Below are 25,999 nucleotides of genomic sequence, written 5' to 3' on the forward strand. Positions count from 1 at the left end.
TGTCCGGCCTACGCTGAGCGCATGACCGAGTGGGTGGTGCTGCTGCGCGGTGTGAACGTGGGCGGCATCACCGTCCGCAGTGCCGATCTGCGCGCGACATTGTCCGAGCTCGGGCTCTCCGACGTGCAGACGGTGCTGGCCAGCGGCAACGCGACCTTCACCGGTGGCGGAACGCCTGCGGAGCGGGCGCAGCTCAAGAACCGCATCGAAGGCGCGCTCCGCGACCGGTTCGATTACGAGGCCCGGGTGCTGCTGTTCACCCGGCAGGAGGTGGCGCGTGCAGCCGAAGGGTTTCCCTTCGACGCCGACGACCCGGCGCGCCAGCCGTGGCTGCTGTTCTGCGCGGACGACGCGACCCGCGACGAGCTCGTGGACGCCGCCGCATCCCTCGATTCCGCCATCGACCCCGTCGCCGGCGGCCCCGGCGTCGTCTACTGGAACCCCCCGAAAGGCTCCAGCACCGATACGGCGTTCGCGAAACTCATCGCCAAGCGCACCTACAAGGAGCGGACGACCAACCGCAACCTCAGGACGGTGCTCAAGATCCTCGGGTGAGCGCCACCAGTCGCGCGAATGCCTCGAGAGTGCGCTCGATGTCGTCCTGCGTCGTCACCCACGACGACATCGAGCAGCGCAGCACCGCATGCCCCGCCCACACCGCTCCGGTCACCGCGGCGGTTCCCTCGGCGAGGATCGCCGCTCCGAGCGCCTGCGTGTCCGCGTCGTCGTCGAGGCGGAACATCACCTGCGTGTAGGGAACGTCATTCATGATCGTCACCCCGGGGATGCGGCGGAGCCCGGCCTCGAGCGCACGCGCGTGGGTGTGCAGTCGCTCGACCAGGTCAGCCACGCCCGACCGCCCGAGGCTTCGCAGCGCCGCCCACACCGGAACACCGCGGGCGCGACGCGACAGCTCCGGGGTGACATCCCACGGGTCGAGACTCGAGTACATGAGGTAGTCGCCGCCGGCGCGGAACACCGCGATCGAGTCGGCGGGATTCCGCACGATCGCCATGCCGCAGTCGTACGGCACGTTCAGGGTCTTATGGGCGTCGGTCGTCCATGAGTCCGCCTCGGTCATGCCCACCGTCAGGTGCGCCAGGGCGGGGGATGCTGCCGCCCACGCCCCGAACGCACCATCCACATGCACCCACGCGTCGCGCGCTCGTGCCAGGGGAATGAGCTCCGGAAAGGGGTCGAACGCGCCGGAGTGCACCTCTCCGGCCTGCACGCAGACGATCACGGGGTCGCCGCCGCACAGCGTGAGCGACTGCTCGAGCGCATCCGGCAGCATCCGACCCTGGTCGTCCGCGGCGGCCACGACGATGTCGTCCTCGCCGATGCCGAGGAACCGCGCGGCGCGATCCACCGAGCCGTGCCGGTCTGCGCCGACGACCAGTCGCACCCGCGGCGCGCCGTGCACGCCTTGCCGGGCGATAGCCCATCCCCGCCGCCGCAGCACGGCGGCGCGGGCGGCGGCCAGGCAGACGAAGTTCGACATCTGTGCGCCGGTGACGAACCCGACGGATGCGCCCGACGGCAGCCCCAGGAGGTCGAGGATCCACTCGCCGGCCACGCGCTCGAGGGCGACCGTCGCCGTCGTCATCGTGCTCGATCCGGAGTTCTGATCCCACGTCGATACGAGCCAGTCGGCCGCGAGAGCTGCGGGCAGCGTGCCGCCGATGACGAAGCCGAAGAACCGGCCGCCGGGGATGGCGACCAGCCCCGGCTCGGCCCCCTCCGCCATGTCGGTGACGACGGCCTCGGCCGGCATCCCCTCGTCCGGGAGGGCACCCCCGAATCGTGCGAGCATGTCGTCGAGGGTCGCCCGAGGCCACACCGCCCGCTCGGGCAGGCTCGCCAGGAAGGCGGAGGCCGCTGCGTGTGCGGCGTGCAACGCTCCATCGCGTTCGTCCACGTCGACAGTGTGGACCCGCTGCGGGTGCGCATCAAGACCCGCCGCGCCCGCGTCCCCGCCACCTCCCCGCCGCATCCCCGCCACATCCGCCGAGTGCACGACCTCCTCCCCAGCGCACGGCTTATCGGCGCAGACATCCCGTGCACTCGGCATCAACCCGTGCAGTCGACGCCTCATCGGGACGCGGTCGGAGCCCGACGAGACCGCGGGTGTTCGGCGCGAGAACGCCACGGGTAGAATTGCCTCCATGTCCGGCCACTCCAAGTGGGCGACCACCAAGCACAAGAAAGCCGTCATCGACTCTCGCCGTGCCAAGTCGTTCGCCAAGCTCATCAAGAACATCGAGGTCGCCGCCAAGATGGGCGGTGCCGATCTTGCGGGAAACCCCACGCTGTACGACGCCGTGCAGAAGGCCAAGAAGACCTCCGTTCCCAACGACAACATCGAGCGCGCGATCAAGCGCGGCGCCGGCATCGGCGGCGAGGCGGTCGAGTACACGTCGATCATGTACGAGGGCTACGGGCCCAACGGTGTGGCGCTCATGATCGAGTGTCTGACCGACAACCGCAACCGCGCGGCGGCGGAAGTGCGCACCGCGCTCAGCCGCAACGGAGGCAACCTGGCCGATCCGGGCAGCGTCGCATACAACTTCACCCGCAAGGGCGTCATCGTCGTCTCCAGTGACGGCACGACCGAGGACGACATCATGATGGCCGTGCTCGATGCCGGCGCCGAAGAGGTGGAACCGCACGGAGACGACTTCGCCGTCGTCACCGAAGCCTCCGATCTCGTGCCGGTGCGCACGGCGCTGCAGGATGCGGGCATCGACTACGAGTCCGCGGACATCGAATTCGTCCCCAACCTCAAAGTCGAAGTCGACGCCGACACGGCGCGCAAGGTCTTCCGTCTCATCGACGCGCTGGAAGACAGCGACGATGTGCAGAACGTCTTCAGCAACTTCGACCTCACTCCCGAGGTGCAGGCGCAGCTCGAAGAAGACGACTGAACAGGCGCGCCTGCCCGCCGCCGTCCGCCCCCGCGCTTAGCGTGGGGGAGTGACCTCCCGCCCGTCTCTGCGTGTGCTCGGCGTCGACCCCGGACTCACCCGGTGCGGCGTGGGAATCGTCGATGTCGCGCCCGACCGTTCGGCGCGCCTGGTGTACGTGGGCGTCATCCGCTCGGCGGTCGACCTGCCCATCGAGCGCCGGTTGGCCACCATCGCCGCCGGTCTCCGCGAGGTCCTCGACGCGCATTCTCCGGACGTGGTCGCCGTCGAGCGGGTCTTCGCCCAGGACAACCTGCACACCGTCATGGGAACAGCACAGGCCAGCGGCATCGCGCTCATGCTCGCCGGTGAGCGCGGCCTGCGCGCCGCTACCCATACCCCGAGCGAGGTCAAGGCCGCCGTCACCGGCTACGGATCTGCCGACAAACGGCAGGTGCAGACGATGGTCGCCCGGGTTCTCCGGCTCGATGAGCTTCCCCAGCCGGCGGATGCCGCGGATGCCCTCGCCCTGGCGCTCTGCCACGCCTGGCGGTCGGGACCAGGCAGCGCGCCCGGCGCGACGGACGCGCTGACTCCGGCGCAGAAGGCCTGGCGGGACGCCGAGCAGCGCACTACGCGTGTCGCTCGAACAAAGATGCGAACCCGCACGTAGGCTCGCCTTCATGATCTCCTCCGTCACGGGAAGCGTCGCGCACGTCGACGACGACGCGCTCGTGGTCGTCGTCGGCGGCGTGGGGTTCAGCGTGGCCGTCGTGCCTCAGCTCGCCCGCGCCGCCATGGTCGGCTCCGACATCCACCTGCACACGAACCTCATCGTCCGCGAGGACGCCCTGTCGCTCTTCGGTTTCGAGACACGGGAAGAGCTCGTGGTCTTCGGTCAGCTCCTCAGCGTCACCGGGGTGGGCCCGAAGTCGGCCCTCGGCGTGCTGTCCTCGCTCACCGTCTCGCAGATCGCCGAGGCCGTGGCGGCCGACGACGACGCACCCTTCCGCCGTGTCTCGGGGATCGGGCCGAAGACGGCGAAGCTCATCGTCGTCCAGCTCGCCGGCAAGCTCGCCCCGCCCCGCGCGGCAGCTCCGTCGTTCACGAGATCCGCGGGCGCGGTCCCCGCCCAGGTCGCCCAGGCGCTCGTCGGACTCGGCTGGTCGGAGCGCATCGCCGTCGAAGCGGTCGCGAGCGTATCCGACGACGCGTCCGAGGCCGACCGCGCGTCGGTCCAGGCGCTCCTCCGACTGACGCTCGCGATGCTGGGCCCTGCCCGCCGGGAGCCTGCCGGTGGATGATCTGCGCGACGTCGGCACTCCGGAAGACGACGGCGAACTCGCCATCGAAGGAGCGCTCCGCCCGACCTCCCTCGCCGACTTCGTCGGGCAGCACAAGGTGCGCGGCCAGCTGCAATTGCTGCTGGACGCCGCGCGCATCCAGCAGCGTTCCCCCGACCACATCCTGCTGTCGGGTCCGCCGGGGCTCGGCAAGACCACCCTCGCGATGATCGTCGCTCACCAGAGCGAACGGCCCCTCCGCCTCTCCAGCGGTCCGGCGATCCAGCACGCCGGTGATCTGGCCGCCCTCCTGTCGAGCCTCACTCCGGGCGAGGTGCTCTTCATCGACGAGGTGCACCGCATGGCGCGCTCGGCCGAGGAGATGCTGTACCTCGCGATGGAGGATTTCCGCATCGATATCATGGTCGGCAAGGGCGCCGGTGCCACCAGCATCCCGCTGGATCTCGCCCCGTTCACGCTGGTGGGTGCGACCACCCGCTCGGGCCTCCTCCCCAATCCACTCCGCGACCGGTTCGGGTTCACCGCGCACCTGGAGTACTACGAGCCGGAGGAGCTGGAACGGGTCGTCGAGCGCTCCTCGGCGATGCTCGGCGTCCCCCTGCCGCCGCGCGCCCGCGCTGAGATCGCGCGCCGCTCGCGGGGAACGCCCCGCATCGCCAACCGGCTCCTGCGGCGGGTGCGCGACTACCTCGTGGTGCACGACGCGCTGGACGCCGACCTCGCGGCGGTGGACGCGGCCCTCGACCTCTACGACGTCGACGCCATCGGGCTCGACCGTCTCGACCGCGCGGTGCTCGAAGCGCTGGTCCGTCGTTTCCGCGGAGGCCCGGTGGGTCTTTCCACCCTCGCTGTCGCGGTCGGTGAAGAGGCCGAGACGATCGAGTCGGTCGTGGAGCCCTATCTTGTCCGCATCGGGTTCATGGGCCGGACCCCGCGCGGCCGAGTCGCAACCGCCGCCGCAGCAGCACACATGGGCGTGCCCGCGGGCGACGGTGCTCTGCGACTGCATGACCTATAATCGCTGAAGGCTATCGCCGCCCTCCCTCCCTGAAGGCAGTACCGCAGCGGCGCGCCGAAATCGAAAGGTGCCCGACCAATGCAATTCCTCGCCGATTACGGGCTCATCATCCTGCTCGTCCTCCTCCTGGTCTTCATGTTCTGGAGTTCGCGTCGTCGGATGCAGAAGCAGAAGGCCGAGCAGGAGGCCAAGGCGCGCCAGACGGTCCCCGGGGCCGAGGTTCTCCTCCAGGGCGGCCTCTACGGCACGATCGTCGAGTACGACCCCGACAACCTCGACCGGCCCGCTCGTGTGGAGATCGCACCGGGCGTCGAGATCAAGGTGCACAGCCAGGCGATCCTGCGCATCGTCGATCCCGCGGAGGGCGTGGTCACCGACGACGAGTTCATCGAGGCGGAGGAGAGCGAAGCCGAGTACGTCGCCGGCGTCGCCGAGGGTGACATCACCTCGATCAGCGATGACCAGAAGCGTGCACGCGGTCTCGACGGCGAGTCCAAGGACAAGCCCCAGGCCTGATTCCTCCCGTTCGACGTACAGAGAGCCGAATTCGTGGCGCCTTCCACCCCCGTTCGTCACGCCTGGCGCGCGCTGACCGGACTGCTCGCCATCACGGCGGTGCTCTTCGGAATCAACGCGCTCGGCGTGTATGTCTTCCACCAGAGCTCCTGGACGCCGGAACTCGCGCTCGACCTCCAGGGCGGCACGCAGATCATCCTGCAGGCGCAGACCGAGGATGGTGCCGCGCCCACGGAGGAGCAACTGGCGCAGGCGGTCACGATCATCCGACAGCGCGTGGATGCGACGGGCGTCGGTGAGGCCGATGTAGCCAGCGAAGGCGGCCGGAACGTCGTCGTGCAGATTCCCGGCGAAGCCGACCAGGAGACGCGCGACCGCATCCAGGCCGCCGCTCAGCTCCAGCTGCGCGCGGTGCTGTTCACCGGTGCTCCGGCCAACACGTTCGTGGGGGAGGACGGCCAGGAAACTCCGTACCCCTCGGCCGATCCCGCTCTGCCGGCCACACCGACGGCGGCGCCCACCAGCGGGAGCGACCAGGCCTGGATCACCCCGGCTCTGCAGTCCCAGTTCCTCGCTTACGACTGCGCCAACCCGGACAACGACCCCGCCAATGCGCCCGCGGACCAGCCGCTGATCACGTGCAGCGCTGACGGATCGGTCAAGTACATCCTCGGCCCGGTGGAGCTGGACGGTACGTCGATCGACGACGCCACCAACGGGGTCGATCCCAACAACGGCAGCTGGGTCGTCAACCTCGACTTCAACGACGAAGGCACCTCCGTCTTCGGAAAGATCAGCCAGCGCCTCTACGGAGCCACTCCGCCGCTGAATCAGTTCGCGTTCGTGCTCGACGGTTCGGTGCTGTCGGCGCCCCAGATGAACGGGACCATCCTCGACGGCAACCCGTCGATCAGCGGATCCTTCACGCAGGAGTCATCGAAGGCCCTCGCCGACCAGCTGAAATACGGGGCGCTGCCGCTGAGCTTCACGGTGGTGAGCTCCGACACCGTCTCGGCCACTCTCGGCTCGCAGCAGTTGCAGATCGGCCTCATCGCCGGCCTCATCGGTCTCGCTCTCGTGGCGATCTATTCGCTCCTCGTTTATCGCACCCTTGGCACGGTGATCATCGCCTCGCTCGCCGTGATGGCCGTGCTGACCTATGTGACGCTGTGCATCCTCGCCTGGCGCATGGGCTTCCGCCTCTCACTGGCGGGCGTCGCGGGCCTCATCGTCACGATCGGCTTCACAGCCGACTCGTTCATCGTCTACTTCGAACGCATCCGAGACGAACTCCGCGACGGGAAGTCGATCACGAGCGCCGTCGAAGACGGCTGGGCGCGCGCGAAGCGCACGATCTACATCTCGAAGTCGATCAACATCCTGGCGGCGGTGGTGCTGTACGTCCTCGCCGACGCGACCGTGAAGGGCTTCGCCTTCACGCTCGGGCTCACCACCGCCATCGACATCCTCATCTTCATCCTGTTCACCCACCCGGTGATGCAGCTGCTGGCCCGCACGAGATTCTTCGGCTCGGGACACCCGCTGTCGGGCATGGATCCTGCGGCGCTCGGGGCCGTGTACCGCGGGCGAGCCGAGTTCCGCGCGCCCGTCGTGGCGGACCGCGCCCGGACAGCTCGATCGCGCGGTGAGGCGCAGCGCCGCCAGACCATCGCGGAGCGCAAGCAGGCCGAATTGGCCGCATCCAGGAGCTCGCGCGGCGATACGCCGACGGCCGGTAAGAAGGGCGACGACTGATGCGCACCATGGGTCAGCTCGGAAACGACCTCTACACCGGCAAGACCTCGTTCCCGTTCGTCGGGCGTCGCCGGTTGTGGTTCATCATCGCGGCGATCCTCGTGATCGGCTCGGCCCTCGTGCCTCTCATCCGGCCGGTGCAGTTGTCGATCGAGTTCACCGGCGGTTCGCAGTTCACCGTGTCGGGGTTGAGCTCGCCGGATCAGTCGCTCGCGTCGGAGGCGGTGCAGTCGGTGGTGCCGGATGCGACGGCGCGCGTGACGACCGTGGGCGACAATGCCGTCCGCGTGCAGACCGAACTCCTCGACGGGGGACAGGACGACGCCCAGACGCAGGAGATCGTCGCCGCCCTCGCGGACGTCTACGGCGTCTCCACCAGCGAGGTCACCGCATCGTTCATCGGTCCGACATGGGGGGCCGACGTCACCCGGCAGTCGCTGTGGGGCCTGGCGATCTTCCTCGCCCTCACCTTCCTCATCCTCGCCCTGTACTTCCGCACCTGGAAGATGTCGGTCGCCGCCATCGTCGGGCTCGTCGACGTGCTCGTCATCACGATCGGCGTGTACGCGCTTGCGGGGTTCGAGATCTCACCGGCGGCGGTGATCGGATTCCTCACGATCCTGTCGTACTCGCTCTACGACACCACGGTCGTCTTCGACAAGGTCCGCGAGAATACCCGTGACGACGGCGAGATCTCCGGCCGCACCTTCGGCGAATCGGTCAACCTCGCCGTGAACCAGACGTTGATCCGCTCGATCAACACGACGGTCGTCGCGGTGCTCCCCGTCGGTGCGATCCTGTTCATCGGCGCGATCTGGCTCGGAGCCCGTACGCTCAGCGACATCTCGCTGTCGATCTTCGTCGGCACCATCGTGGCGGCCTATTCGACCTTGTTCGTGGCGGCGCCGCTGTACTCGCTGTTGCGCGAGAACGAGCCGCGCATCAAAGAGCGCGACGCGCGCGTCCTGGAGGCCCGCTCGCGCGCCGTCGCCCCGGCCTGAGCCCCTGCGGCGCTGGCGTAAGATGGTCGCGTCGAAGCGAACAGGGGAGGTGACCGGATGACCGAAACCGCGCCCCCGGTCGCACAGACCTCCTCACTGCGACGGCTGGTTCCGCGGATCTTCTCCCGCTCGGCCAAGCGCGACGGGGTCGACCAGCTGCTGCGCACCGTTCGCACGCATCACCCCAAGGGCGATCTCGGCATCATCGAGCGCGCGTACGCCGTCGCGGAAACCCAGCACGACGGCCAGAAGCGCCAAAGCGGCGAGCCGTACATCACCCACCCGCTCGCCGTGGCGCAGATCCTCGCCGACCTGGGCCTCGGCCCGAAGGCCATCGCCGCCGCGCTCCTCCACGACACCGTCGAAGACACCGGCTACCCGCTGGACGAACTGGCCGCCGAATTCGGCGACGAAGTCGCGATGCTCGTCGACGGCGTCACCAAACTCGACAAGGTCAAGTACGGCGAGAGTGCACAGGCCGAGACGGTCCGGAAGATGATCGTGGCGATGTCCCGTGACATCCGCGTCCTCGTCATCAAGCTGGCGGACCGGCTGCACAACGCCCGCACGTGGGGATTCGTTCCCCCCGAGAAGGCTGCCAAGAAGGCGACCGAGACGCTCGAGATCTACGCCCCGCTCGCGCACCGCCTCGGCATCCAGGCGATCAAGTCCGAGCTCGAAGAGCTGTCCTTCGCGGTCCTGCACCCGAAGCTCTATGCCGAGATCGAGAGCCTCGTGAAGCAGCGCACGCCGCAGCGCGAGCAGTACGTGCAGAACGTGATCGCATCCGTCGACGCCGACCTCCGCGAACTTCGGATCCGCGGGCGCGTCATAGGGCGCCCCAAGCAGCTCTACTCCGTCTACCAGAAGATGGTCGTTCGGGGGCGCGAGTTCGACGACATCTACGACCTCATCGGGATTCGCGTGCTCGTGAGCACCGTGCGCGACTGCTACGCGGTGCTGGGCGCCATCCATGCGCGCTGGACCCCGCTGCCCGGGCGGTTCAAGGACTACATCGCCACGCCCAAGTTCAACCTCTACCAGTCGCTGCACACCACCGTGATCGGCCCGGGGGGCCGCACGGTCGAGATCCAGATCCGCACGAACGAGATGCATCAGCAGGCGGAGTACGGTGTCGCCGCGCACTGGAAGTACAAAGAGCGGATGAACGGCGGTAAGGCCGACGGCAAGGCGGCCGACACCGACATGGCGTGGCTTGCGCACATCTCCGACTGGCAGGCCGAGACGGCCGACCCGGGGGAGTTCCTCGACGCCCTCCGCTTCGAGATCGGGGCCAAAGAGGTCTACGTCTTCACACCGAAGGGGCGCGTCATCGGCCTCCCCGCCGGTGCGACGCCTGTCGACTTCGCCTACGCCGTGCACACCGAGATCGGTCACCGCACGATGGGGGCCAAGGTCAACGGCCGCCTGGTGCCGCTCGAGTCGGAACTGAAGAGCGGCGATGTCGTGGAGGTCTTCACCTCCAAGAATCCCGACGCCGGCCCGAGCCAGGACTGGCTGGGCTTCGTGCAGAGCACACGGGCGCGCAACAAGATTCGCGGGTGGTTCACCAAGGAGCGCCGCGAAGAGGCGCTCGAACAGGGCAAGGAAGCCATCGCGCGAGCGATGCGGCGGCAGAACATGCCCCTGCAACGGCTCATGAACCAGGACTCCTTCACGGAGGTCGCGCACCAGCTGCGCTATGAAGACGTCTCCGCGCTGTACGCGGCCGTGGGTGAAGGCCACGTCTCGACGCAGTCGGTGATCGAGAAGGTCACTGCGCTCGTCGGCGCCAGCGACCCCACGACCGGGCCGATCGATCTCCCACAGGTGGGCCGCAGCAAGGCCCCCCGCGATGGCGACGCGGGTGTGCTCGTGCGTGGCGCCCCCGACATCCTCGTCAAACTCGCCAAGTGCTGCACTCCGGTGCCCGGCGACGAGATCGTCGGCTTCGTGACCCGGGGGAGCGGCGTGTCGGTGCACCGCGCGGACTGCACGAACGTCAGCTCGCTCCGGCAGGACCCTGAGCGGATGATCGACGTCGACTGGGCGCCGACGTCGAAGAGCGTGTTCCTCGTGCACATCCAAGTGGAAGCACTGGACCGCTCCGGGCTCCTCAGCGATGTGACCCGCGTGCTGAGCGAGCACCACGTCAACATCCTGTCCGCCACCGTGCAGACCACCAACGACCGCCTCGCCATCAGCCGGTTCGTCTTCGAGATGGGTGACACGGTGCATCTCGACCGCGTGCTCAACGCGGTGCGTCGCATCGACGCCGTCTACGACGTCTACCGCGTGACGTCCTCCTGACCCACCGCCTCGTCCGTCGCGGCCAGCAGCAGCTCGGCTCGCCGTCGGTTGGGGATGCGGGGCCGCTCGGCGAACCACTCCCGCGCGAGACGCACGGCGGACGCGTCACGGCTCACCCAGGAGTGCAACGCGCGGACGTGCGCCTCGGTCGGTGCGCGCGCCAGGTCGGCGAGCGTCCGAGCAGGCGTTGTCGCCCGCACGCCGCCGACCTGGACGAGGTCTTCCGGCGGCACGAACGAGTCGTGATAAACGAGGCGGCGGTCGATGATGTGATGAAGCCGACGTCCGACAGCGCGCTGCGCACCATGCCGGGTCGGCGGATCGTCGATGCCGCCGAAGATCCAGGCAGCGCTGAGGTGCGACGCGGCCAGGGATGCTCCGAGCATCTCTGCGAGACTCGCCGCGCGGAGAGCCGCGGTTTCGACCACATCGGCGGGCACGAAGGCCTCGCCGAGGGCGATGACGTCACCGTCCAGGCACGCCGCGGAAAGCTCGGCTCGAGACAGCCGGCTGCCCGCGAAGTAGATGAACGGTGACGCCACCCCCGAAGTCTCGCCGACCGGGCCGCGCCGACACGGCCGCGAAGACGGGTTGTGGACAACCGGCGCGGGAGCGCGGCAGGGGAGGGCTGGTCAGCCTCCGACGGCGCGCAGCCACGTACGTCGCGCCTCGAGGGCGTCGTGCGCTTCCTTCTCGGCCCGCTTGTCTCCGCGCGCCTGAGCATCGGCCAGCTCTTCCTCGAGCTTGTCGATCGCGTCGGTGAGCTGGCGGGTCATGTCGTTCGCGCGCGCCTTGGTCTCGGGGTTGTTCCGCTTCCAGTCGGCGTCCTCGCGTGTGCGTACGCTCTGCTCGATCTTGCGCAGCTCGTCGTCGAGCGACCGCTCGGTCTCTCGCGGGTGGATCCGACCGATGTCGTCCCAACGGCGCTGAACGTTGGTCAGGAGGGACCGCGCGCGGGCGATGTCACGCTCGTCGACGATCGGGGCGGCCTCGAGGAGAAGAGCGCGCTTCGCCTCGATCTTCTCCTTCGACGCCTCCGTGTCGGCGGCCTCGCGTTCGGCGCGGGCGCCGTAGAGGGCATCACCGGCGGCCTTGAACCGCGCCCACAGGGCGTCGTCCAGCTTCTTGCCCGCGCGGCCGGAGTTCTTCCACTCGTCGAGCAGGTCACGGTACGCACCGATGCCGTCCTCGCCACGCGGAGCCAGCGCCTCGGCCCGCTCGACGAGCCGGGTCTTCGTGTCACGCGCGGCCTTGTGGGTCTGATCCAGGCTGGCGTAGAACTCGCGGCGGTGCCGATCGACCGTGGACCGCGCGTCGCGGAAGCGTCGCCAGAGTTGCTGCGCGGACGCGCGCGGCAGTCGAGGACCGTTCTGCTGGTGGGTCTGCCAGCGGTCGAAAAGCTCGGTCATCTCCGTCGACGCCTGCTTCCACTGCACCGTCTCGGGGTCGCGGGCAGCGAGCGCCTCGGCCGCTTCGACGATCGCCGTCCGCTCGCGGGTGGCCTCTTCGACGGCCGCCTTCGCGGCCGCGGACTCGGCCTGGGTGGCCTCGGCAAGAGTCTCGGTGAGTGCATCGACGCGCGTGCGGAGGTTTTCGAGATCTCCGACAGCCGCCGCATCCGCGATGCGTGTGCGAAGCGTTGCGGCGGTGGAGCGGAGGTCGGCGGCGGGCGCGCCGCCGCGGCGGACACGGGCCTCGAGCAGCGTCACTTCGCCGGCGAGGTCGGTGAACTTCCGCTCGAAGTACGCCAGCGCCTCTTCGGGCGTGCCGTCGGGGAATTGGCCGACCACACGCCAGCTGTCGCCCTCGCGGACCGATACGGTGCCGTCGTCGTCGACGCGGCCCCAGGCCGGCTGGGGGTCACGGGTCGTGTCGGAAGTCTCGGCGTCGGCAGTCACGGATTGCACCTCATCGCGGCTCGGGCCGCCTCGGTTGGGGACGGGGTCGAGCCTAGTACGTGACGCGGCCGGTGCGCAGAGCGTCTGCGGGGAGCCGGCTACGGGGTCGGTGTCGCGGGACCCTCGGTGGGCATCGCCGGGGTTTCACCCGGCGTGGGCCCGACGGAGGGTGTGGCGGGCGCACTCGGGCTGGAGCTCGGAGAAGGTTCGGGGGCGCCGGGACCGGCCATGAAATAGGCCGTCTGGCCGCCGACCGCCCCGAGGATCACGAGCCCGCCGACAACTCCCGCGAGAAGGTTGTCGCGCCGGCGGCGTCGGGACTGCGCCAGATGGAGCTGCTGACGTGCCTGGTACACCCGGGCGCGCTCACGTGCTTCCCGCGTCTCGCGATCCTTGCCGCCGGTGGCCACAGCATCCTCCCTCGCCCGGTGTTCCCGGGCGCGAAGCATCCTACGCAGGGCTGTGGGCAACGGCCAAAAGCGCGCGCGCCGTGTCGGTAGCCCCGGATAGCCTGGGGGAGTGACCTCCTCTGCCGCGCTCTTCCGTGGGCAGACGCCTCTGGCCGTGCGGATGCGACCCACCTCGCTCGACGACGTCGCCGGCCAAGGACATCTCCTGCGCCCCGGCTCGCCCCTCGTCGCGCTGGCGTCGGCCGAGGTGTCGAGCGCGGCGACCGCGGTCTCGGTGATCCTGTGGGGACCGCCGGGAACAGGCAAGACCACCCTCGCCCAGGCGATCGCCCGTTCGTCGGGGCGACGTTTCGTGGAGCTGTCGGCCGTGACGGCGGGTGTGAAGGATGTCCGCGAGGTGATGCAGGACGCATTGAACCAGCGCGACCTGTACGGGCAGTCGACCATCCTCTTCCTGGACGAGATCCACCGCTTCACCAAGGCGCAGCAGGATGCGCTCCTGCCGGGTGTGGAGAACGGATGGGTCGTGCTCATCGCCGCGACGACCGAGAACCCGTCGTTCTCCGTCATCTCGCCGCTCCTGTCGCGCTCGCTCCTGCTCACGCTCCGGCCGCTGGGCGACGACGACCTCGGGCTCCTCATCGACCGGGCCGTGTCCGATCCGCGCGGACTCGACGGGGCAGTCACCCTCGAGCCCGAAGCCCGCGCGGCGCTGGTCCGATTGGCGTCGGGCGACGCGCGCCGGGCGCTCACCGCGCTGGAGGCGGCCGCATCCGTCGCCGCCGACGACGGCGATGACGACGTGCCGGCCGTGGTCACCGCAGAGCACATCGCGCAGGCCGTGGACCGCGCGCTGCTCCGGTACGACCGGCAGGGCGACGAGCACTATGACGTCATCAGCGCGTTCATCAAGTCCATCCGCGGATCCGACGTGGATGCTGCCATCCACTACCTCGCCCGGATGATCGAGGCCGGTGAAGACCCGCGCTTCATCGCGCGGCGCCTGGTGATCTCGGCCTCGGAAGACATCGGACTGGCCGACCCGCAGGCGCTGCAGATCGCGGTGGCCGCCGCGGACGCCGTGGCGTTCATCGGCATGCCGGAAGGGCGTATTCCGCTGGCCGAGGCGACCGCGTACCTCGCGACGACGGCGAAATCGAACGCGGCCTACAACGCGATCAACGCCGCGATCGCCGACGTGCGCTCGGGCGGCTTCGGCCGCGTGCCGATGCACCTGCGTGATGCGCACTACCCCGGCGCGAAGCGTCTCGGACACGGCAAGGGATATCGATACCCGCACGACAGCGAGATCGGCATCGTCGCGCAGCAGTACCTGCCCGACGAGCTGCGTGGGCGGCGATACTACGAGCCCACCAACCACGGCCAGGAACGCGATGTCGCGGCGCGGCTGGAGAAGATCCGCCGCATCGTCGACGGCTCGTGACCGGTATCGAGATCAGGCGATGCCGCGGACACAGGACGAACCACCCGGAATCAGCCTGGCTACGCCACATCTCCTGATCCCGGCACGGTGCGCCGGTCATCGCTGGAGGCGGCCGCCCACTCACCGCGGGGCGGAAGCCGGGCTCTGTTAGACTGGATCGGCTCGAAACAGAGTTTTCGGGCATCCCCCTCTTCCTGTATCACCGTGCGGTGCGCCCCGGCGTGTGAACCGGACGGGCGGAAGGGGTTGATACGTCCGTGAGCCGCGAAGCGCGCGGCCACGTATTCGGAAGGAACCCTTCGTGGCAACGAAGTCCCAGGACCGCCGTAAGGTCCGCCTGTCACGCGCGCTCGGCATCGCGCTGACCCCCAAGGCAGCCAAGTACCTTGAGAAGCGCCCGTATGCTCCGGGTGAGCACGGCCGCACCAAGCGCAAGCAGGACAGCGACTACGCCGTCCGTCTGCGGGAGAAGCAGCGTCTGCGCGAGCAGTACGGCATCCGCGAGAAGCAGCTGCGCATCGCGTTCAACGAGGCCCGCCGCGTCGACGGCCTGACCGGTGAGAACCTGGTCGAGCTGCTCGAGATGCGACTGGATGCCATCGTGGTCCGCTCGGGTCTTGCCCGTACGACCGCCCAGGCCCGCCAGCTCGTGGTGCACCGCCACATCCTCGTCGACGGCCAGCTCGTCGACCGCCCGTCGTTCCGCGTGAAGCCGGGCCAGGTCGTTCACGTCAAGCCCAAGAGCGAAGGCCTCGAGCCCTTCCAGGTCGCCGCCGCTGGTGGGCACGCCGAGGTGCTGCCCCCCGTTCCGGGCTACCTGGAGGTCGAGCTCGACAAGCTGCAGGCGCGGCTCGTCCGTCGCCCGAAGCGCGCCGAGGTGCCCGTCACGTGTGACGTGCAGCTCGTCGTTGAGTACTACGCGGCGCGCTAAGCGGCTCGTAGTACAGCCGCGCAGCGGCCGTATGCACTGCGACGCGGCGCGCTAAGCACGCTTCGTCTCGCTTCGCTCGCTCAGCGACCGGAGATGAACGATATGGAGGGCGTCGGGGTCACCCGGCGCCCTTCGCCGTATGCCGTCTACGATGAAGGGATGCCGCGCCCGCGGCCCGATCCGAGGAGTGAGATCGTGAAGAGCCTGCTCTGGTTCCTTTTCGGCGTTGCCGGCGGCGTCACGGTCGCCCACTTCGTGAACAGGGATCCTCGCGGTCACGAGGTGCTCGCCCAGATCGACTCGCGCATCAGCGAGTTCACCGACCGCATCGGCTCCGCCTACCGCGACCAGGAGGCGCGCTTCTCCCACCCCCTGTCCGAGGCGAGGGTCGCCGCCGTGGAGGCCGCCGACGCGGTCGCACAGCAGGCCGCCGACGCCGCGGCATCCGTGCCGGGAGCCACTCCCGACTCCTCGCTCGGCGCTGCAGACAGCCCCCGCACCACCGCCTGAACCCCCTCCGCCACCGCCCGGCTCAACCGGGCTGGGCGCCCGCGCCTCCCGAAAGACCCGATGCATGAAGACCGCTGAGATCGCCCAGCGTTACCTCGATTTCTTCGAGAAGAACGACCACACAATCGTGCCGTCGGCCTCGCTCGTCACCGACGACCCCTCGCTGCTGTTCACCGTCGCGGGGATGGTGCCGTTCATCCCCTACCTGACCGGTGTCGTGCCGGCGCCCTATTCGAGGGCGGCCGATGTGCAGAAGTGCATCCGCACGAACGACATCGAAGAGGTCGGTCACACCGCCCGGCACGGCACGTTCTTCCAGATGCTCGGCAACTGGTCGTTCGGCGACTACTTCAAGGAAGGCGCCATCTCCTACGCGTGGGAGCTGTTGACCTCTTCGGAGTCGGACGGCGGTCTGGGTTTCGCCGAACACGACCTGTGGGTCACCGTCTACCAGGACGATGACGAAGCCGCCGAGCTGTGGCAGAAGATCGCGGGCCTTCCCGCCGACCGCATCCAGCGCCTGGGCCGGGAGGACAACTACTGGTCCACCGGCCAGCCGGGGCCCGCCGGTCCGTGCTCGGAGATCTACTTCGATCGCGGCCCCGCGTACGGCCGCGAGGGCGGTCCGGCGGTGGACGACAATCGGTTCACCGAGATCTGGAATCTCGTCTTCATGCAGTACGCCATCAACAACGTGCGCTCGAAGATCGATTTCGACATCATCGGCGAACTCCCCGCCAAGAACATCGACACCGGCATGGGTCTCGAGCGCGTCGCGTTCATCAAGCAGGGCGTCGACAACATGTACGAGACCGACCAGGTGCGTCCCGTTCTCGACCGTGCCGTCGAACTGTCCGGACGCCGCTACGGGGCCGACCACGAAGACGACGTGCGTTTCCGGGTGATCGCCGATCACGTGCGGTCCTCGCTCATGCTGCTGTCCGACGGCGTCACTCCGTCCAACGACGGGCGCGGGTACATCCTGCGTCGCCTCATGCGCCGCAGCGTCCGGGCGATGCGGCTGCTGGGGGTGGATGCTCCGAGCTTCCCCGAGCTGTTCGCCGCATCCCGCGACGCGATGAAGGACGCCTACCCCGTCGTCGAGACCGACTGGGAGCGCATCTCGCAGTACGCGGTTGCCGAGGAGGAGACGTTCCTGCGCACCCTCGCCGCCGGATCGACGATCCTCGACCTCGCGGTGGAAGACACCAAGCAGACCGGCGGAACGACTCTCTCCGGTCCGGAAGCGTTCCTCCTGCACGACACGTACGGCTTCCCGATCGACCTCACGCTGGAGATCGCGGAGGAGGCGGGGCTGTCTGTGGACCGCGCCGCGTTCGACACCCTGATGCTCGAGCAGCGCAATCGCGCAAAGGCCGACGCCAAGTCGCGCAAGCGTGCGATCGCGGATCACAGCGTCTATCGCGACTTCCGCGCTCTCGGTGAGACCGTCTTCACCGGATACACCGACCTGGAGGCGGAGTCCCGCGTGCTCGGCGTGCTCGTCGACGGCATCTCGGTCGACCGGGCGCGCACCGGGCAGGTGGCCGAGGTGATCCTCGCCGAGACCGCCTTGTACGCCGAGTCGGGCGGCCAGGTGGCCGACAAGGGTGCCATCATCGGACCGGGCTACGAGCTCGAGGTGCTCGACGTTCAAAAGCCCGTGCCGGGTCTGGTGAGCCACACCGTCCAGGTCACGACGGGGGAGGTCGCCGTCGGCGAGGCCGCGACCACGGTCGTGGACGCCGCCAACCGTCGCGCCGCGCGTCAGGCCCACTCCGCGACGCACCTCGTGCACGCGGCCCTCCGTGACACGCTCGGGAAGTCCGCGACCCAGTCGGGCTCGCTGAACCGTGCCGGATACCTGCGGTTCGACTTCTCGTGGGGGCAGTCGCTCTCGCCCGAGACCCGCTCGGAGATCGAGGAGATCGCCAACAACGCCGTGCGCGACAATCTCGAAGTCACCACGCGCGTGCTTCCGTTGGATCAGGCCCGCGAGCTGGGCGCCATGGCGCTGTTCGGCGAGAAGTACGGCAACACCGTGCGCATGGTCGACATCGGTGGCCCGTGGTCTCGGGAACTGTGCGCGGGAACGCACGTCTCCTCGAGCGCCGAGATCGGTCTCATCAACCTCGTCGGCGAGTCGTCGGTGGGAGCATCCAACCGGCGCGTGGAGGCCCTCGTGGGCCTGGACGCGTTCCGTGACCTCGCCGCCGAACGCGCGATCGTCTCGCAGTTGACGTCGACGTTGAAGACCCCACGCGAACAGCTGCCCGCTCGCATCGCGGAGCTCACCGCCAGTCTCAAGGCGGCGGAGAAGCGGATTGCACAGTTCGAGTCCCGCGCCCTGGCCGACCGCGTTCCGCAGCTGGCCGAGAGCGCCGTTTCCGCCGGACGCGTGCGGGTCGTCGCCCAGTCGATCGGCGCGGCGTCCTCCGCGGACGACGTCCGGTCGCTCGCCCTGCAGGTGCGTGACCGGATGGGCTCCGCGCCCGCGGTGGTGGCGCTGGGTGCGACGCTCGGCGACCGCGCCACAGTGGTCGTGGCGACCAACGACGCGGCACGGGCCGCCGGCGCGCGGGCGGGTGTGCTCGCCAAGGCCGCCGCGGCGGTGCTCGGCGGCGGCGGCGGTGGACGCGACGATGTCGCGCAGGGCGGCGGCACGGATGCTGCCGCGCTGCCTCGTGCGCTGGACGCCGTGACCGCGGAACTGGCTTCGACGGGGGAGTGACGGTCATCCGCCGCGGCATCAGGCTCGGGATCGACGTCGGGAAGGCGCGTGTCGGTGTCGCCCGGAGCGACCCCGACGGCCTCCTCGCGGTGCCGGTCGAGACTGTGCCGCGATCGGAGGCGACGATCGCCCGGCTCCGTGAACTCGCGACCGAGTACGAGGCTCTCGAGTTCGTCGTCGGGCTGCCCACGAACCTGACTGGCAACGACACGCCCTCGACGACCGACGCCAGAACGTTCGCGGCCGACCTCGCGGCGGCATCCGGCACCCCGGTGCGGCTGATCGATGAGCGCCTCAGTACGGTGAGCGCACACGACGTCCTGCGCTCCGCCGGGCGTTCCCAGCGTCGTTCTCGTAGCATTGTGGACCAAGTCGCCGCCGTTGTACTCCTGCAGCAGGCGCTCGATGTGGAGAGACGCTCCGGCAACCCGGCCGGAGTCGCCGTATCTTCGGGACAGGAGCCCGCCTGACATGCCCGACAACACGTCCGGATTCGACGACCCGTTCGCGGATCTCTACGGAAAACTGCCCGACCCGCGCCGACACGGATCGGGTGAGGACTCGTCGGTTCCGCCGTCGCGGCGCGCCGCCCGTGCGGCCCGCTCGGGCGGCGTCACCCCGCCGCGCGCCCCCGAACCGGCGACGGACCACGAGCCCGTCCCCGCGCCCCGCGAACCTCAGCCCACCCCCCGCGACGAGCCGGTCGTTCTGCGCGAACCGGCCACCGTGGGCGCGACCGCCGGCAGCCCGGGCGCCCCCGTGCGCGCAGCTCGCGCCGGCACCCTCGAGGATCTGTTCACCGGCGAGCGGACGGCCGAGGAGATCGGCGCCCCGCCACCGCGCCCCAAGAAGCGGCGTCGCGTCGGCGGGTGGGTCGCCCTGATCGTGGTGCTGGCCCTCATCGGCGGCGCAGTCGGGGGCGGTGTGTGGGCGTGGAACACCTTCAGCGAGCGGATCGAGGGCTTCTTCGCGGGGACCACGGTCGATGACTTCGCCGCAGGTCAAGCCCACGGTGAGGCCCAGCTCACGGTCGCTGCCGGCGACACCGGCGCCCCGGTCTCGCAGAAGCTGTTCGACGCCGGCGTCACCAAGACGCCGACGTCCCTCTACGACTACATGGTGGAGAACTCCGTGAGCTTCACCTTCCAGCCGGGCGTATACCGCCTGCAGCTGGAGATGACGTCCCCGGCCGTGCTCGAAGCGCTCCGTGACCCCGCGAACAAGCTCGAGAACACCGCCCAGCTGCGCGAGGGGCTCACCGTGCAGCAGACGACCGAGGCGATCTCCGAGCAGATGGGGATGCCGATCGAAGATCTGCAGTCGGCGGTGGCCGACCCCGCCGCCTACGGCGTGGCCGCCGATTCGCTCGAGGGCTGGCTGTTTCCCGCCACGTACACCTTCGACCCGGGTGTGACGGCCACCGATGTCGTCGCCCGGATGGTCAATCGCACCGTCGAATCGCTCGACACCGCCGGCGTTCCGGCGGAGGAGCGCCAGCGCGTCTTGACGGTGGCGTCGATCATCCAGCGCGAGGCGCGGTTCGAGGACGACTTCTACAAGGTGTCGCGGGTCATCCAGAACCGCCTCGATGAGGGCATGAAGCTCCAGATGGACTCCACAGCTCAGTACGGATACGGAGAGCTGCACGAGGGCTCGGCGAGCACGTCGGGCGAAGCGCAGTTCGACGAGAACCCGTGGAACACCTACGTCGTGGACGGGCTGCCCTCCGGACCGATCTCCAACCCGGGCGACCTGGCCATCGATGCCGCCATGAACCCGGCCGAGGGACCGTGGCTGTTCTTCGTCACGGTCAACCTCGACACGGGGGAGACGGTGTTCACCACGAACGCCGACGATCATCAGGCGGCCGTTGACCAGTGGGTCAACTGGTGCAAGGACCACCCCGACTCGGGATGCTGACCGGAACGCGTCTCGCCGTCTGGGGTGACCCGATCGCCCACAGCCGTTCGCCGCTGCTGCACTCGGCGGCCTATGCGGTGCTCGGACTGGACTGGGAGTACGGGCGCCGCCAGGTCACCGAGAGCGGTTTCGACGACGCCCTCGCCGAACGGGACTCCACGTGGCGGGGATTGTCGCTGACGATGCCGCTCAAATCCGTAGCGGCCCGCGCCGCGACCGACCTCGACCGCCGCGCCCAGCTCACCGGAGCGGTGAACACGCTGCTGCTGGACGACCGGATCCGCGGGTTCAACACGGATGTCGGTGGGCTCGTGCTCAGCCTCACCGAGCACGGCGTGACGGAGGCGGCCACCGCGCGGATCCTCGGCGCGGGCGCGACGGCCACGTCCGCGCTCGTCGCCCTTTCGGAACTGGGCGTCCGGCGGGTAGACGTCGCTGCACGTCGTCGGCAAGCATCCGCGGCCCTCGTCGGTCTCGGCGAAGCGCTCGGCGTCCTCGTCACCCCCGTGGGCCTGGACGAGAAGAACCCCGACGCCGTCGACGTGACGGTGGCCACGCTCCCGGGCGGGATCGACCTCGGCGGCGCGGCGGAGAATTTCGCGGCGGCCGGCGGCGTCCTCGTCGACGTCGTCTACGGTCAGTGGCCCACCGCGCTCGCGTCGGCATGGGAGACGGCCGGGGGCGCAGCGCACTCAGGACTCGGGATGCTGCTGCACCAGGCGCTGCTGCAGGTGCGCATCTTCGTCTCCGGCGACCCCGAACTGGCCCTGCCCGGCGAACCCGCCGTGCTGGCCGCGATGCGCCGAGCGCTCATGGGAGACTAGACGAATGCTCCGCGTGCTCACGGCCGGCGAATCCCACGGCCCCGAACTGGTCGCCATCATGGAGGGTCTTCCCGCCGGCGTTCCGATCTCGTCCGACGGGATTCGCGCGGACCTCGCGCGGCGCAAGCTCGGATACGGACGCGGTTCGCGGATGAAGTTCGAAGAGGACGAGCTGACGATTTCCTCCGGCGTGCGTCACGGCCTCAGCCTGGGCAGCCCCATCGCGCTGCGGATCGGTAACACCGAATGGCCCAAGTGGGTCGAAGTGATGAGCCCGGAGCCGGTCGAACTCACCGAGAAGTCCCGCGGCCGCGGGGCAGCGCTCACCCGGCCGCGTCCCGGCCACGCCGACCTCGTCGGCATGCAGAAGTACGACTTCGACGAAGCCCGCCCCATCCTCGAGCGCGCGAGCGCCCGCGAAACCGCCGCCCGCGTGGCGCTGGGAGCGCTCGCCCGCGCCTTCCTCTCCGAACTCGGGATCCGCCTGGTCAGCCACACCCTGTCCATCGGCCCGGTGCGCGTTCCGGAGGATGCGGTCATCCCCGCCCCCGACGACGTGGACGCCCTGGATGCCGATCCGCTGCGCTGCTTCGACGCCGAGACCAGTGCGCGGATGGTCGCGGAGGTCGATGACGCCCGCAAGGACGGCGACACCCTCGGCGGTGTCGTCGAGGTACTGGCGTACGGGCTGCCCCCTGGGCTCGGCTCGCACGTGCAGTGGGACCGGCGTCTGGACGGCAAGCTCGCGCAGGCGCTCATGAGCATTCAGGCCATCAAGGGCGTGGAGGTCGGCGACGGCTTCGTCACGACCACCCGTCGCGGATCGCAGGCGCACGACGAGCTCTTCGCCACCGCAGAGGGAATCGCACGCGCCACCGACCGGGCCGGCGGTACCGAGGGCGGGATGTCGACAGGAACCGTGCTGCGGGTGCGCGCGGGCATGAAGCCCATCGCCACCGTGCCGCACGCGCTGCGCACGATCGACGTCGCCAGCGGCGAAGCCGCGGCCGCCCACCATCAGCGCTCGGACGTCTGCGCCGTGCCGGCCGCCGGCGTCGTGGCCGAGGCGATGACGGCGATCGTGCTCGCCGAGGTCGTCCTGGAGAAGTTCGGCGGCGACAGCGTCGGAGAGACCCGTCGCAACCTGCTGTCGTACCTCGACGCCGTCTCTCCGTCGCTGCGGACAACCTCCGCCAGCGACGCGACGCTCGCCGCGTCCGATGGCTCCCACTGACACGATCGCTCTCATCGGACCGATGGGGGCGGGTAAGTCCAGCATCGGCCGTCGCGTCGCCAAACAGCTGGGCGTCCCGTTCACCGACAGCGACGCTGTCATCGCCCGCACACACGGACCGATCCCGGCGCTGTTCGCAGAGCACGGCGAGGACGGGTTCCGCCGCCTCGAGCGGAACGCGGTCCGCGAGAGCCTCGCCTCCGGCGGCGTGATCGCTCTCGGCGGAGGTGCGGTGCTTCACCCCGACACCCGCGACGACCTCGCCACCTGCCGCGTCGTCTTCCTCACAGTCGAACCGGACGTGGTGGCCCACCGCATCCGCGACGGGTCGCGCCCGCTGCTCAGCGGCAGCGGCGACGCGCTCGCGCGTTGGACCGAGATCTTCGAAGCCCGCCGCCCGCTGTACGAAGCCGCGGCCGACGTCACCTTCGACACCTCCCGCGGCCCGCTTCAGGCCGTCGTGGACGCCGTCGTCCGCTGGACCCACGCGTCCACCCCGACCGGATCGAGCACAACATGAGCACCACGACCATCCCCGTCACCGGCACCACCCCCTACGACGTCACCGTCGGCCGCGGGCTCCTCGCCGGCCTCGGCGCGGTTCTTCCACCCGCGGCACGCAAGGTGCTGATCGTGCACCCCCCGACGCTGGCCGAGCGTGCCGAACAGTTGCGGCAGTCGCTCCTGGCCGATCGCGAGGTGCTCCTGGCCGAGATCCCCGACGCCGAGCAGGGCAAACGCATCGAGGTCGCGGCGTTCTGCTGGCAGATCCTCGGTCAAGCAGATTTCACGCGCACCGACGTGGTCGTCGGATTCGGCGGGGGAGCGGTGACCGACCTCGCCGGGTTCGTTGCCGCGACCTGGCTGCGCGGCGTCGCCCTCGTCCAGGTGCCGACGACGGTACTCGGGATGGTGGATGCCGCAGTCGGCGGCAAGACCGGGATCAACACCGCGGAGGGGAAGAACCTCGTGGGCGCGTTCTGGCCGCCGTCCGCGGTGGTGTGCGACCTCGATCTGCTGGACTCGCTCTCGCCCAACGAGCGGACCGCCGGGTACGCCGAAGTCGTGAAGGCCGGGTTCATCTGGCACCCCGAGATCCTCGATCTCATCGAGGCCGACCCCGTCGCCGTCGTCGACCCGCGCGGGGAGGCGTTCCGGCGCACGCTGGAACTCGCCATCGACATGAAGGCTCGGGTGGTCGGCGAAGACCTGCGCGAAGCGGGGCTTCGGGAAGTCCTCAACTACGGCCACACCCTCGGCCACGCCATCGAGCATGCCGAACGGTACCGCTGGCGTCACGGCGCCGCGATCTCGGTCGGCATGACATTCGCCGCCGAGCTCTCCCGCCTGGCCGGCCGCCTCCCGGACGCGGTCGTGCAGCGCCACCGCGACATCCTGGGCGCGCTCGGTCTGCCGATGACCTATCGCGCGGGGGCGTGGCCGCAGTTGCTGGCCACGATGCAGCGCGACAAGAAGAGCCGCGGGGGGATGCTGCGCTTCATCGTGCTCGACGACCTCGCCCGCCCGACCGTGCTCCAGGCGCCGGACGAATCGCTGCTGTTCGCCGCCTACCAGGAGATCGCGGCGTAGCCCGCCGCGCGCGCCGCGCGCCGCAGCCGCGCGAGAAACGACAATCCGGATGAGAAATGCCGCGTCGCATCCCGTCTCGTCCGGATCGTCGTTTCTCGGGAGCTGGCGCGTGCGGGCCGCTGGTAGTGTGCAGCGGTGACGACCGCCCGCCGCCTGCTCCTCGTCAATGGCCCGAACCTCAATCTGCTCGGCACGCGAGAGCCGGAGATCTACGGCACCGCCACCCTCGCCGATGTGGAGCGGACAACGGCCGATGCCGCTGCCCAGCGAGGCTTCACGATCCGTGCGGTGCAGAGCAACCACGAGGGCGTCCTCATCGACGCGATACACGAGGCGCGGGAGGACTGCGCCGGCATCATCATCAACGCCGGCGCCTACAGCCACACCTCGGTCGCGCTTCGCGACGCCCTCTCCGCGGTCGCGCTTCCGGTCGCGGAAGTGCACATCTCCGACCTGTCGGCGCGCGAGCCGTTCCGCCAGCACTCCTACATCGCGGACATCGCCGTCGTCCATGTGATCGGGGAAGGCGTGCCCGGCTACGCCCGCGCCGTCGCGCTGCTGTCTGACGTGATCACCGGGCAGGCTGAGGGCTGACGCCCGCGGGGGAGGGCGCCGCATCCCGTAGAATGCTGTGCCGGGCCGCGTTCGGCCCCGCACCCCGACGAACGGACCCTCTTCCCCCATGGCCTCCACCGCAGATATCAAGAACGGCGTCGTCCTCAGCATCGACGGACAGCTGTGGAACGTCATCGAGTTCCAGCACGTCAAGCCCGGTAAGGGCGGCGCGTTCGTCCGCACCAAGCTCAAGAACGTCGTCACCGGCAAGACCGTCGACCGCACCTACAACGCGGGGGCGAAGATCGAGATCGAGAACGTCGACCGCCGCGACTTCACCTACCTCTACAACGACGGCGAGGCGTTCGTCTTCATGGACGTCGAGGACTACGACCAGCTGACCGTCCCCGCCACGGTCGTCGGTAACGCCTCGAACTTCCTCCTGGAGAACCAGCAGGTCCAGATCGCGCTGAACAACGGCAACCCGCTGTACGTCGAGCTGCCCGCATCCGTCGTGCTGGAGATCACCTACACCGAGCCCGGGCTTCAGGGCGACCGCTCTTCGGCGGGGACGAAGCCCGCCACCGTCGAGACCGGTTACGAGATCCAGGTTCCGCTTTTCCTGGAGACCGGGACCAAGGTCAAGGTCGACACCCGTACCGGCGACTACCTCGGCCGCGTCAGCTGACGCGCCGCCGACGTTTCGATGAGTGCTCGCACGAAGGCGCGTAAGCGCGCCCTCGACATCCTTTTCTCCGCCGACGTCCGTGGGGAGGAACTCGGCACGGTGCTCGCAGCGGAAGCCAAGCGCGCCGCGAGTGAACCCGCCCGCGAAGCGTCCTGGCTCTACGCCCGCGAGATCGTCGACGGCGTGATCGACAACGCCGACGCGATCGACGAGCAGATCACCACGTTCGCGAAGGACTGGTCGCTCGCCCGGATGCCCGCCGTCGATCGCGCGCTGTTGCGGATCGGCACGTGGGAGATCCTCTACAACGACGCCGTGCCGGCCGCCGTGGCGATCGACGAAGCCGTGGAGCTCGCCAAGGAGTTCTCCACCGACGACTCCGGCGCCTTCGTGCATGGAGTGCTGGGCCGGATTTCACGCGCCGGCTGACCGCGGTCGCTCCGGTGGGCTCGACCTC

At 69.4% G+C, this 25,999-nt stretch carries 26 protein-coding genes; 22 read left to right on the forward strand and 4 right to left on the reverse strand.

The genetic code is table 11. From position 1 onward, the window contains the following. The first annotated feature begins 21 nt into the window (after positions 1–21). Complete coding sequence (locus AC4FS1_RS04175; protein WP_491152912.1) at positions 22–555, forward strand: DUF1697 domain-containing protein; 534 nt, start codon at positions 22–24, stop codon at positions 553–555. Here AC4FS1_RS04175 and AC4FS1_RS04180 read toward each other — a convergent pair. Then, positions 539–1,918, reverse strand: a complete 1,380-nt coding sequence (locus AC4FS1_RS04180; protein WP_491152914.1) for a pyridoxal phosphate-dependent decarboxylase family protein — start codon at positions 1,916–1,918, stop codon at positions 539–541. The genes AC4FS1_RS04175 and AC4FS1_RS04180 overlap by 17 nt on opposite strands. 247 nt (positions 1,919–2,165) lie before the next feature. On the opposite strand from AC4FS1_RS04180, the gene AC4FS1_RS04185 reads away from it, so the two are divergent. From AC4FS1_RS04185 to AC4FS1_RS04220, 8 genes are all read left to right on the forward strand, one after another. Then, positions 2,166–2,924 carry a YebC/PmpR family DNA-binding transcriptional regulator gene (locus tag AC4FS1_RS04185; RefSeq protein WP_491152915.1) on the forward strand — a complete coding sequence of 253 codons (759 nt, stop codon included), beginning with the start codon at positions 2,166–2,168 and terminating at the stop codon, positions 2,922–2,924. 49 nt (positions 2,925–2,973) lie between these two features. Further along, entirely contained in the window at positions 2,974–3,576 is a 603-nt protein-coding gene (gene ruvC, locus AC4FS1_RS04190; protein WP_491152918.1) for a crossover junction endodeoxyribonuclease RuvC, read from the forward strand. A 10-nt stretch (positions 3,577–3,586) separates the two neighbouring features. Then, positions 3,587–4,207 (forward strand): Holliday junction branch migration protein RuvA, encoded by a 621-nt coding sequence (ruvA, locus tag AC4FS1_RS04195; protein ID WP_491152921.1) that lies wholly within the window; start codon positions 3,587–3,589, stop codon positions 4,205–4,207. Further along, positions 4,200–5,225, forward strand: a complete 1,026-nt coding sequence (ruvB, locus tag AC4FS1_RS04200; RefSeq protein ID WP_491152922.1) for a Holliday junction branch migration DNA helicase RuvB — start codon at positions 4,200–4,202, stop codon at positions 5,223–5,225. The genes ruvA and ruvB overlap by 8 nt, the downstream gene beginning before the upstream one ends. Before the next feature lie 78 nt (positions 5,226–5,303). Then, positions 5,304–5,741, forward strand: a complete 438-nt coding sequence (locus AC4FS1_RS04205; RefSeq protein ID WP_491152924.1) for a preprotein translocase subunit YajC — start codon at positions 5,304–5,306, stop codon at positions 5,739–5,741. Positions 5,742–5,774: 33 nt separating this feature from the next. Next, positions 5,775–7,496, forward strand: a complete 1,722-nt coding sequence (gene secD, locus AC4FS1_RS04210; RefSeq protein WP_491152925.1) for a protein translocase subunit SecD — start codon at positions 5,775–5,777, stop codon at positions 7,494–7,496. After that, the gene (gene secF / locus AC4FS1_RS04215) at positions 7,496–8,497 is read left to right on the forward strand and encodes a protein translocase subunit SecF (protein WP_491152927.1); all 1,002 of its coding nucleotides are present in this window, start codon (positions 7,496–7,498) and stop codon (positions 8,495–8,497) included. Before secD ends, secF begins: the two co-directional genes overlap by 1 nt. 57 nt (positions 8,498–8,554) lie before the next feature. Then, positions 8,555–10,807: a RelA/SpoT family protein gene (locus tag AC4FS1_RS04220; protein WP_491152928.1), complete on the forward strand. Its 2,253-nt coding sequence runs from the start codon at positions 8,555–8,557 to the stop codon at positions 10,805–10,807. On the opposite strand, the gene AC4FS1_RS04225 is transcribed toward AC4FS1_RS04220, so the two are convergent. From AC4FS1_RS04225 to AC4FS1_RS04235, 3 genes are all read right to left on the reverse strand, one after another. After that, positions 10,786–11,349 carry a type IV toxin-antitoxin system AbiEi family antitoxin gene (locus AC4FS1_RS04225; protein ID WP_491152931.1) on the reverse strand — a complete coding sequence of 188 codons (564 nt, stop codon included), beginning with the start codon at positions 11,347–11,349 and terminating at the stop codon, positions 10,786–10,788. The genes AC4FS1_RS04220 and AC4FS1_RS04225 overlap by 22 nt on opposite strands. Before the next feature lie 90 nt (positions 11,350–11,439). Beyond that, positions 11,440–12,705 carry a DUF349 domain-containing protein gene (locus AC4FS1_RS04230; protein ID WP_491152933.1) on the reverse strand — a complete coding sequence of 422 codons (1,266 nt, stop codon included), beginning with the start codon at positions 12,703–12,705 and terminating at the stop codon, positions 11,440–11,442. 98 nt (positions 12,706–12,803) lie between these two features. Continuing rightward, positions 12,804–13,115 carry a dioxygenase gene (locus AC4FS1_RS04235; RefSeq protein ID WP_491152935.1) on the reverse strand — a complete coding sequence of 104 codons (312 nt, stop codon included), beginning with the start codon at positions 13,113–13,115 and terminating at the stop codon, positions 12,804–12,806. 109 nt (positions 13,116–13,224) lie between these two features. Between AC4FS1_RS04235 and AC4FS1_RS04240 the strand changes: the two genes are divergently transcribed. The 13 genes from AC4FS1_RS04240 to nusB all read left to right on the forward strand — a co-directional run bounded on the left by AC4FS1_RS04240 (position 13,225) and on the right by nusB (position 25,971). Then, positions 13,225–14,559, forward strand: a complete 1,335-nt coding sequence (locus AC4FS1_RS04240) for a replication-associated recombination protein A (protein WP_491152937.1) — start codon at positions 13,225–13,227, stop codon at positions 14,557–14,559. A gap of 301 nt (positions 14,560–14,860) precedes the next feature. Continuing rightward, positions 14,861–15,490: a 30S ribosomal protein S4 gene (rpsD, locus tag AC4FS1_RS04245; protein WP_491152939.1), complete on the forward strand. Its 630-nt coding sequence runs from the start codon at positions 14,861–14,863 to the stop codon at positions 15,488–15,490. Positions 15,491–15,685: 195 nt separating this feature from the next. Then, a complete protein-coding gene (locus tag AC4FS1_RS04250; RefSeq protein ID WP_491152941.1) occupies positions 15,686–16,000 on the forward strand; it encodes an ATPase in 315 nt (104 codons plus the stop codon). 64 nt (positions 16,001–16,064) lie between these two features. Next, positions 16,065–18,731: an alanine--tRNA ligase gene (alaS, locus tag AC4FS1_RS04255; protein WP_491152942.1), complete on the forward strand. Its 2,667-nt coding sequence runs from the start codon at positions 16,065–16,067 to the stop codon at positions 18,729–18,731. Further along, positions 18,728–19,201, forward strand: a complete 474-nt coding sequence (ruvX, locus tag AC4FS1_RS04260) for a Holliday junction resolvase RuvX (RefSeq protein ID WP_491152943.1) — start codon at positions 18,728–18,730, stop codon at positions 19,199–19,201. Before alaS ends, ruvX begins: the two co-directional genes overlap by 4 nt. 1 nt (position 19,202) lies before the next feature. Next, on the forward strand, positions 19,203–20,651 hold the full coding sequence (gene mltG / locus AC4FS1_RS04265) for an endolytic transglycosylase MltG (protein WP_491152946.1): 1,449 nt from the start codon (positions 19,203–19,205) through the stop codon (positions 20,649–20,651). Continuing rightward, positions 20,621–21,475: a shikimate dehydrogenase family protein gene (locus tag AC4FS1_RS04270; RefSeq protein WP_491152948.1), complete on the forward strand. Its 855-nt coding sequence runs from the start codon at positions 20,621–20,623 to the stop codon at positions 21,473–21,475. Before mltG ends, AC4FS1_RS04270 begins: the two co-directional genes overlap by 31 nt. 4 nt (positions 21,476–21,479) lie before the next feature. Continuing rightward, complete coding sequence (gene aroC / locus AC4FS1_RS04275) at positions 21,480–22,709, forward strand: chorismate synthase (protein ID WP_491152950.1); 1,230 nt, start codon at positions 21,480–21,482, stop codon at positions 22,707–22,709. Next, positions 22,696–23,229: a shikimate kinase gene (locus AC4FS1_RS04280; protein WP_491152952.1), complete on the forward strand. Its 534-nt coding sequence runs from the start codon at positions 22,696–22,698 to the stop codon at positions 23,227–23,229. Before aroC ends, AC4FS1_RS04280 begins: the two co-directional genes overlap by 14 nt. Next, positions 23,226–24,299 carry a 3-dehydroquinate synthase gene (aroB, locus tag AC4FS1_RS04285; RefSeq protein ID WP_491152954.1) on the forward strand — a complete coding sequence of 358 codons (1,074 nt, stop codon included), beginning with the start codon at positions 23,226–23,228 and terminating at the stop codon, positions 24,297–24,299. The genes AC4FS1_RS04280 and aroB overlap by 4 nt, the downstream gene beginning before the upstream one ends. 135 nt (positions 24,300–24,434) lie before the next feature. Then, positions 24,435–24,893, forward strand: coding sequence for a type II 3-dehydroquinate dehydratase (gene aroQ, locus AC4FS1_RS04290; RefSeq protein WP_491152956.1), 459 nt, complete (start codon positions 24,435–24,437; stop codon positions 24,891–24,893). 88 nt (positions 24,894–24,981) lie between these two features. After that, positions 24,982–25,542, forward strand: coding sequence for an elongation factor P (gene efp / locus AC4FS1_RS04295; RefSeq protein ID WP_491152958.1), 561 nt, complete (start codon positions 24,982–24,984; stop codon positions 25,540–25,542). Between the two features lie 18 nt (positions 25,543–25,560). Next, the gene (gene nusB / locus AC4FS1_RS04300) at positions 25,561–25,971 is read left to right on the forward strand and encodes a transcription antitermination factor NusB (RefSeq protein ID WP_491152960.1); all 411 of its coding nucleotides are present in this window, start codon (positions 25,561–25,563) and stop codon (positions 25,969–25,971) included. Positions 25,972–25,999 lie beyond the last annotated feature (28 nt).

The organism is Microbacterium sp. Z12_35 (genome assembly GCF_058310475.1).